The 9,587-nt window shown below is 41.5% G+C and carries 4 protein-coding genes; 3 read left to right on the forward strand and 1 reads right to left on the reverse strand.

Features of this window, described 5'->3' with window-relative positions; all coding sequences use genetic code 11:
* Positions 1–328 precede the first annotated feature (328 nt).
* Complete coding sequence (locus EI164_RS12095; RefSeq protein WP_192520210.1) at positions 329–5,035, forward strand: AAA domain-containing protein; 4,707 nt, start codon at positions 329–331, stop codon at positions 5,033–5,035.
* 41 nt (positions 5,036–5,076) lie between these two features.
* On the opposite strand, the gene EI164_RS12100 is transcribed toward EI164_RS12095, so the two are convergent.
* Positions 5,077–7,257 carry an ATP-dependent helicase gene (locus EI164_RS12100; RefSeq protein ID WP_192520211.1) on the reverse strand — a complete coding sequence of 727 codons (2,181 nt, stop codon included), beginning with the start codon at positions 7,255–7,257 and terminating at the stop codon, positions 5,077–5,079.
* 269 nt (positions 7,258–7,526) lie between these two features.
* Between EI164_RS12100 and ychF the strand changes: the two genes are divergently transcribed.
* Both ychF and EI164_RS12110 read left to right on the forward strand, forming a co-directional pair.
* Positions 7,527–8,618, forward strand: coding sequence for a redox-regulated ATPase YchF (gene ychF, locus EI164_RS12105; RefSeq protein ID WP_192520212.1), 1,092 nt, complete (start codon positions 7,527–7,529; stop codon positions 8,616–8,618).
* 142 nt (positions 8,619–8,760) lie between these two features.
* Positions 8,761–9,408, forward strand: a complete 648-nt coding sequence (locus EI164_RS12110; RefSeq protein WP_192520213.1) for a hypothetical protein — start codon at positions 8,761–8,763, stop codon at positions 9,406–9,408.
* The last annotated feature ends 179 nt before the right edge of the window (positions 9,409–9,587 follow it).

Here is a 9,587-nt window from a genome sequence, read left to right on the forward strand (position 1 = left end):
TTCTCGCTTGTGTCTTTATCTGGCTGCCGCTGATTTGAATTCTATACAGCCCCTAGTTTTTTAAAATTATTTTTAATAAGTAATATTAAAGAAAATTAACGAACAGGTTGAATTGATAATACCTATAGCAATAGCTGCTAACGATAAATATTATAAATATTACAAATATTAGATATAGCTTATCGATATTAGTTTCTGTGCTATAGTTTGGTTTTATCCAAAAATCGTATTGCTCTCACCTGTCGTAAAAAATGGGGCTAATACGATGAAATCAACAAAATATCAGCCAATTAATCAATAGTTTTTGATGATTAGGAATACGTAATAAATGAGCATTTACACGCAACGATTGGCCTCTCAGATTGAATTTATTAAACAATGTACTTTGATGAAAAAAGCACCTATTCAAGACTTCACAAAGCACAGTGACTTTACTTGCATAGAAGAGCATGTATTAAATTTGCCAGGTATTAGCCTAAATACCACAAACGATACTTCTGAGGATGTTTGGCTACGTTTAGAACGGTTGCGTGAAAATTCGGTACCAAAACCGAGCAGTACCCTATTAGCACATTGGTTAGTATTTCCAAGCAAATTTAGTGATCAACCATCATTAAAAGAAAAAACTTCTGTCCAATTATTAATAGATGACAACCTACTATCTTCTGATTCGAGTGAAATATTCACATCATTTGAGGTTAAAGACACCCATTTCGATGATAATTATCCAGATAAGACATCAAATGTAGCGGAATACTCAAAAGCAAAAATTCATCTAAAAAACTTTCCTAAAAAAGACGCTGTACAAAATGAATTTAACGATTACATCCAAAATATCTGGAAACCTTGGGTAGCAACAGAAAAGCGAATACGTCAAAGTATCACGCTGTATTCCAATCTGTTCATGCTTAATCAAAAGCTTCAAGGCAATCTCGCTGATGCACAGCTAGAATTGGTATGGGGTATCGGTATTGCTACAAAAATAAATGCTGACAATGAGTCAAATAGCAAGCAAATCAAGTATCCCCTATTAACGCAATCTGTTGAAATTACCTTAGATCAAAAAACCATGGCGTTACTTATCAAGCCTACGCTATCTGTACCTACACTTGAAACTGAGCCTTTTTCTATAGAAGAAAATCAAGGTTTGGGCAAACTGCTAAAAAACACCAAAGCATTTTATGAATCAGAAAATGTATTGCTAAATCCATTTATACCAAGTAGCTATGAGCCTATCTTAAAATCAGCGGTGACATTGCTTGACGCTTCTGGTGTTTATCAACCAGACCATACTACTGCAGATGAGCGCAAAATACCTACAGCACAGCACAACCTTATCGTAACAGATACTTGGGTAATCATGGCTCGCCCGAGAAGCAATAATATATTTTTGCAAGATCTGGAAAAACTATCTACGCAACTCGAAACGGTCTCTGATGGCAATTTTCCAAACGCCCTCAAAGCTATGCTGACAGAGCCTGCAACCGAAAATAAAGAAGTCGTATTGTCCGCTTATCGGGGCCTATCTATGGTAGGTGGTAGCGAAAATTATACCAGCACGCCAACTGAGCTCTATTTCCCCAAAGCATTCAACGATGAGCAAGTACAAATCATACAGCAGCTAGATGTACACGATGGTGTGGTCGTGCAAGGTCCACCAGGTACAGGCAAGACGCACACCATCGCCAATGTTATCTGTCATTACTTAGCGCTTGGCCAGAGAGTTTTGGTCACCTCCATGAAAGATCCTGCCCTAAAGGTACTACAAGAGCAGTTGCCTGAATCGATAAGACCGCTCGCTGTGAGCTTACTCACCAGCGAAAACGAAGGCCTAAAGCAGTTTGAACATACCGTCAAAAAGATATCAAGCGAATTATCAGGTATCAATCGCGAGGCCTACCAAAAAGATATCGTGATGCTAGATGATCAAATCGATACTATTCATGCACAATTGGCCAGTACCGACCAAAAAATTACGGCTTGGGCACGGTTAAACCTTGATGATATCGTCATGGATAACGAAACTATCAAGCCAATAGATGCTGCGACTGAGATTGCTCAAAATCGACAGCTTATAGACAGCATTCCTGATACATTGGGTATAGAAGAGGTATTTAAGCCTCAGTTTACTCATAATGATATAACTGAACTAAAAAATGCCAGAATCAAACTTGGCAGCGACTTACATTATCTTAATAAAAAAATACCTGCGATTGCAGATATTCCTACTACCAATACGATGATACAGTTGCACAGAGATTTAAGTTACCTGAACGAATCACAAGCAGCTGAGGAGCAAGGCGAACTACCAAGCTTGATGGAACACAGTGCTAACACTTTGAGCATTGCTTATAATACAGCTGCTAACACCTCTCGTTTAATCTATCTTCTTGAAAAAGTTGAGAATGCTAAACAAGACTGGACAACTCATATCCAACCGCACCTGGCTGATAATGCCAAGCAAGACATCATTGAGCATTTAAATACGCTGAATACCGAAATCAAAGCACTGTTTAACGAGAGATCAGTTTATTTAAGCAAACCAATCTCACTGCCTGACAACGTAGATAAAAATCCAGAACTGGTCGATGCCATCACTAATTTATCTGAAGGTAGAAAACCTTTTGGCTTAATAGGTATTTTTGGTAAATCGGCAGAAAAAAAATGCCTTGAATCTATTAGGATACTCGCATCACCACCCTCAAGCGCACAAGATTGGCAATACGTATTAAACTTTATAGCCTTTAGAAAAAAAACGCTAGAGCTTATCTTGCGCTGGAATGTATTATCCAATGATCTACCTTTACCCATATTTGAGGTATCACCTGATGTCTTATCTGATTTAAATTCAGCCGCTTACTTATATGAGGCCGTTTTTGATATCAATCGTCTACAAAATGATATTCAACAGGCACTACGTACTATATTCATAGAGTGGGATACCAGTAATACCAACAAGAAAATACGTTATGATAAAGAAGCTTTGGTTGAGATAAGTCATATACTTAATCAACATCTAAAAAGACATAACCTGATAAAAAGTAGCAAGTTAAAAGAGAGGTTACTGGATGAGCTTACTGATTGTGACGGTGACATTAGCGACAAAACCATTGCCTTTTTCAATCAGAAAATTGGTAGTACCACTTTATCTGATGATGCATTACAAACTATATGGAAAGACCTGCTAAATGATCTAAAACGAGTAAGAAATCTTGCAGCCGATCTACAAACAGTCGCGACCATTACCAAGCTTATCGAAAACAATGGCGCACCACTTTGGGCCGAACAGTTACGCCATACGCCTTGTGCTAACGCTCAAAATACAACACAAATAGATGACTTATTACCTAATGACTGGCAGAAAATTTGGCGTCTCAGCCGATTAAGAAGCTTTATCGACAGCATCGATGGTCGTAAAGAGTTGGTGCAACTGGCCAAAACTCGTGGCAATTTAGAGTCAGACTTGGCAAGACTTTATCAAAAAGCCATCACCAAGCGAGCGTGGCTAAAAGTCGCCGAAAATGCGACGCCGAACGTCAGAGCTTCTTTGGAAAAATACCGCTCTGCCATTATGCGTATCGGTAAAGGAACCGGTAAAGGTGCACATTATTATCGCCGTGAAGCGCGAGAAGCCTCTACAGGCGCAAGTGCTGCTATTCCATGTTGGATCATGCCGCATTATCGTATCTCTGAATCCCTGCCAGCAGAATTCGGCAGTTTTGACTTAGTTGTTATCGATGAAGCCTCTCAATCTGATTTAACAGCGCTACCAGCCATCATGCGAGCCAAAAAAGTGTTGATCGTTGGTGACGATAAACAAGTCTCACCAGAAGGCGTCGGTCTCGATATCGAAAAAATTCGCCATCTGATGGCACAGTATCTGAGCAACCAGGTCCCTGTTTATCGCTCACAGATGTCGCCTGATCGCTCAATCTATGACTTATTTAAAGTGGTGTTTGCGGATAGCAGTGTGATGTTAAAAGAGCACTTTCGTAGTGTGGCCCCTATTATTGAGTTCTCTAAACGTGAGTTTTATAATCATGAGCTGATACCATTACGTAGAGCCAAACCCTCAGAGCGCTTAGACCCACCATTGATTGATATCTATGTCACCGATGGCTATCGTGCGAAAGGTTCTGATATTAACCCCTCAGAAGTCAGGTTTATCGTTAATGAAATAAAAACCATTGTTTCTGACCCAGCTTATAAGGGTAAAACCATTGGTGTTGTCTCATTATTAGGCAATAAGCAAGCACACAGTATTATGGAGATGCTAAATAAAGAGTTGGATGAAACACTCATGACTGATTTTGACATTGCCTGCGGTGATGCTAGAACCTTTCAGGGCAAAGAGCGCGACATCATGTTTTTATCATTGGTTGTGGCACCAGGTGCCGCCCATGCACAAACCAGAGATACCTTTGCCCAGCGGATGAACGTCGCTGCTTCCAGAGCGCGCGATAGAATGTATTTGGTGCGCAGTATTGAGCTGAATGAGCTTAGCCAAGCTGATCATTACCGATCAGAGCTTATCAAACACTTTCAGGCACCATTCATGCAAGATGAAGAAGAAGTCACAGAATTACGTGATAAATGTGAGTCACCCTTTGAAAAAGAAGTCTTTGATCTTCTGATTGAAAAAGGCTATCGCGTCGTACCACAAGTAACAGCAGGTGCTTACCGAATCGATATGGTGGTCGAAGGTGAAAACGACAACAGCCTAGCCATCGAGTGTGATGGAGATAGATATCATGGGCCTGATAAGTGGGACAGCGACATACAACGTCAGCGGATTTTGGAGCGTGCTGGCTGGAAATTTTGGCGCTGCTTTGCCTCTACCTTTGTCACTCGCAAAGAGGAAGTCACTCAAGACTTATTAGCAGAATTGGAGCGATTAGAGATTTACCCAATCGCTACGGACGCTACGTATAGCAGCTCATATGTTGTATCCAGAGTTGTCACTACTACTGAGGAGCCCTTACTCGACAGTGACAGTGATGCCAGTATAGCTAGTCAAGCAGAGACGGACGCTTAAATATATAAAGCTCAATGGGTGGTGATTATATCTGCGAAACCTCACCACCACACTGGCTCATCACTTTCTTTTCTAGGTTTTTTAGCGGTCTTAATCGTCACCTCATTCGCAGATAGCTCGGCGATAAAGCGGGACGGCTTGTCAAAATACCCTGAATAGCTAGACAAGTAATCAGGTGCCGTCAGATAAAGCTGAGACTTAGCACGACTACAGGCCACATAAAACAGCTTACGTTCTTCTTCTAATTCCTCAAAATCGTCGAGCGAGCGATGATGCGGCGTCATACCATCAACCAATGAATTGACAAACACCACTGGCCACTCTAGTCCTTTGGCGCTATGGATGGTTGAGATAGTGACTTTGTCGGTATTCTTTGTTTTAGACTGACTGGCCGTCGCCACTGAGTCATTAGGTGGATCAAGTGCTAGGTTTTCTAAGAAACTATCAAGACTGCTATATTCTGTTGCCAGTTTTTTGAGTACACGGAAGTCCTCACTACGCTCTCGCCAATTCTCCTCAATCGTTTTTAGAATAGGCGTATAAAACTTCAGAATCTGCTCAATGACTGTTTTGACAGATTTTGCCCGATCTGCTTTGGTAAGTAGATGATACAAAGGCTCAAGCTGCTCGCTTTTTTTGGCAAACTTTGCCGTAGTTAATGGCTCAAACGAATTATTGTCCGCATTAATTGCTTGGGTCAAACGCGTCGCGGTGACTGACCCTACTCCCTTAAACAAGGTCAAAATACGGTGCCATGCGATCGTGTCATTGGGGTTATAAAGTATCTTTACGAATGCCAAGACGTCTTTTATATGACGTCTTTCTATAAACTTGATACCACCCACGACAATAAATGGAATATGACGCTCCATAAATTCTAATTGGACATAGTTGGACTGAAATGACGTTCGGCACAATACAGCAAAGTCGTCATAATCAAATTCTGATTTTAGCTTGATGATCTTATCAGCAATATATTTGGCCTCACGGGTCTCATCACGCAAGCGACTAAATACCGGCTTGATTCCTGTTACTAATGCATCAGAGTACAGCTGTTTTTGATAGCCTAGCGTGATTTGTGCTGACAAGGCATTGATATAGTCTAAAACGGCAGGCGTACTACGATAATTTTGCTCAAGCTTGATCAACTTGGCATCGGGGTAACTCTCACCAAACAACAAGATGTTTTCATAATTGGCACCGCGAAAGGCATAAATGCTCTGATTGTCATCACCAACGACCATGAGCGATACAGACTCAGGCTTACAAATCAAATCTATCAGCTCTTTTTGTGGAATATTGGTGTCTTGATATTCATCGACCATCACGTAACGGTACTGACGTTGTAGTAGTTGTCGAAATTTATCATTGGTCTTTAGATGACGTACCACTTGGCTAATAATATCGTCAAAGTCATAAAGATGATTGGCTCGCTTATACTCATGAAAGTCAACCGCCAGCTGCTCAATGATAGGAATATGTACAGCTATATCAGGGTAACTATCTTCTATCAAGTCGCGGATATGAATGCGTCTATTTCTAGAGGTTGAAAAGATGTTTTGTAGGGTCTTTTTACGAGGAAACGCTTGGTTTTTGGTTTGGGTGGGATACTTCTTTTCTTTATGAATTAGATCAATCGCATCTTCACTATCACCCGTGTCTAAAATCGTAAATCGAGGATTAATACCAAGCAGCCCTGAATACTGGCGCAGCAGCATATTACAAAATGAATGAAAAGTGCCGCTAGCAATGTCGTTGAGCCACTTATCAGTTGGCAGCTTATCCTTAGCCAAATCCTCATCAGACAAACGGCTGGTCAATAGCGTCTTTGCACGATTTTTAATTTCATTGGCCGCTTTTCGGGTAAAGGTGAGTAGCAAGATATCTTTAGGCGACACCCCATTCTCTAACAGATAGCTGGTTCGATAAGTGAGTGTTTTGGTTTTACCAGAACCTGCACCAGCGATGACCAACACCTTGCCTTCGATAGTCGTTGCAGCCATTAGCTGATCTGGATTTAACTCACTGGCATAATCGACCTCTAACCCCGCACCACTATCCAATCTTTGATCTAATAATTTGATATTTGCCGCCTCAGCAGTATCAATCAGATTTGCTTCTAGCTTTTTGATTGCCTGCTCAAGCTGAGCCAGCTTAGGTTTCATTTCAAGAAAATTCTGCGGATAACTATAGCGGCGTGTATTAAAAATTGTGGTCGTCATTATAAGAAGTGGCCTTTTGTTTATGTTAATCGCCTTTACAAAGGATGAACCTTTGATATTGCTATCAGATCAGTTGCTCATTTTATAGTACAGCTTACCATAATAGATAAAATGGCAAAATTACTAGCAATAACAGATGCTAAATATCAGTCTACAACGCAACAACCTCACCCCTATTCAGGTAAATTTGCTACAATGTGCCCAATTTTGATTTATCATTTAACCAATCTTTATACCAACTGATTTTATTACTATATTGAGAGAATGCTATGGGTTTTAATTGCGGCATCGTTGGCCTACCAAACGTGGGTAAATCCACCTTGTTTAACGCCTTGACCAAAGCGGGTATCGCCGCTGAAAACTTCCCGTTTTGTACCAAAGATCCCAACACGGGTATCGTGCCAGTACCAGATCCACGTCTAAAGAAACTGGCTGACATCGTCATCCCTGAACGTGTACTGCCAACGACCATGGAGTTTGTCGATATCGCAGGCTTGGTCGCAGGCGCATCAAAAGGCGAAGGCATGGGCAACCAGTTCCTAGCCAATATCCGTGAGACTGATGCGATTGCTCACGTCGTACGCTGTTTTGATGATGACAATGTGGTACACGTTGATGGACGCGTCAGCCCAATTGATGACATCGAAACCATCAATACCGAACTGGCATTGGCAGATTTAGAAGCTGTAGAGCGTGCGGTATTTAACTTGACCAAAAAAGCCAAAGGCGGTGATAAAGACGCTGCAGCCATGCTAGATGTGTTCAAAAAAATTGAGCCATTATTAGCAAAAGGTAAAGCTGCTCGCGCTGCTGGCCTAGACGCTGATGAGAAAAAACTAATCAGAAGCTATGGTCTAATCACCCTAAAGCCAACCATGTATATCGCTAACGTCGCTGAAGATGGCTTTGAAAACAACCCATACCTTGATGCAGTGCGCGACTATGCCACTGGTGAAGACTCTATCGTCATCGCACTATGCAACCAAATCGAAGCTGAGATTGCTCAGCTTGACGAAGAAGACAAAAAAGACTTCTTGGCTGAAATGGATATGGAAGAAGCAGGTCTAGATCAAGTCATTCGTGGTGGTTATGATTTGCTTGATATGCAGACTTACTTTACCGCTGGTGTCAAAGAAGTGCGTGCATGGACTGTTGCTGTTGGCGCTACAGCCCCGCAAGCTGCTGGTGTGATTCATACTGATTTTGAGCGCGGTTTCATTCGTGCTGAGGTCATCGCTTATGATGACTTTATCGAATACAACGGTGAAAAAGGCGCAGCAGCCGCTGGTAAATCACGCCTAGAAGGTAAAACTTATATCGTGCAAGATGGCGACGTCATGCACTTCCGCTTTAATGTTTAATATTTAAGCGGTAGATAGTATTTACATTGAGTGCGTTTCCTAATAAGCCGATGTTGGATATTCTCCAGCATCGGCTTTATTTTATCCGTCTATTGTTATATTATAACATATCTTAATTTTCACTTATTCGAGAACTTATAATATGACTGACTCTCTATCATTCTCTAAACTTGCAGGCGCTGCATTAATCGGAAGTATCATGACAGGCTCATTATTAGGCTGTCAGCCTAGTACAGATACAGCAGCATCTGAAGAAGTAACGGCAGAGCATGATCACGAAGGACACGATCACGAAGAACATGATCACGAAGAACATGATCACGAAGAACACGATCACGAAGAACACGATCACGAAGGACACGATCACGAAGAACACGATCACGAAGAACACGATCACGAAGGACACGATCACGAAGGACATGATCACGAAGGACACGATCACGAAGGACACGATCACGAAGGACATGATCACGAAGGACATGATCATGCCAGTGCAGGCACGCCGTTTACCTGTGAGCCAACTGCTACTATTGGTGTGTCTTACCATGATGACAGCACACCACACACCGCAAACTTAATCATCGATGGTCTAGATTACGATTTGGTCGCTACCTCAGATAGCAACACTGATGCCAATACACAAGTCTATGTAGGTGAGATTGGACTGGATGATACTCACGGTATCATATGGCAAGTAAATGGCGACGAAGCAACATTGCGCAATAAAACACTAGACAGTGATGTGGCGATTGAAGAGGAAGAAGTGCTATTTAACTGCCAAAAATCTTAACATGTAGCCACACTTTAATTCGCAATAAGATAAACCAAAAAAGCTGGGTATCAACCACACACTGTGATACTCAGCCAAGTTGATACTATAGTGGCTCTATTATACGATTACCGCTATTACCACTTTGACATACTCCCACCACTTTCGCAAAGCTCAAGTGGGGGATTCTAAAAGCAAAT

This window comes from Psychrobacter sp. FME13, from assembly GCF_014861395.1.
Lineage (GTDB): Bacteria > Pseudomonadota > Gammaproteobacteria > Pseudomonadales > Moraxellaceae > Psychrobacter.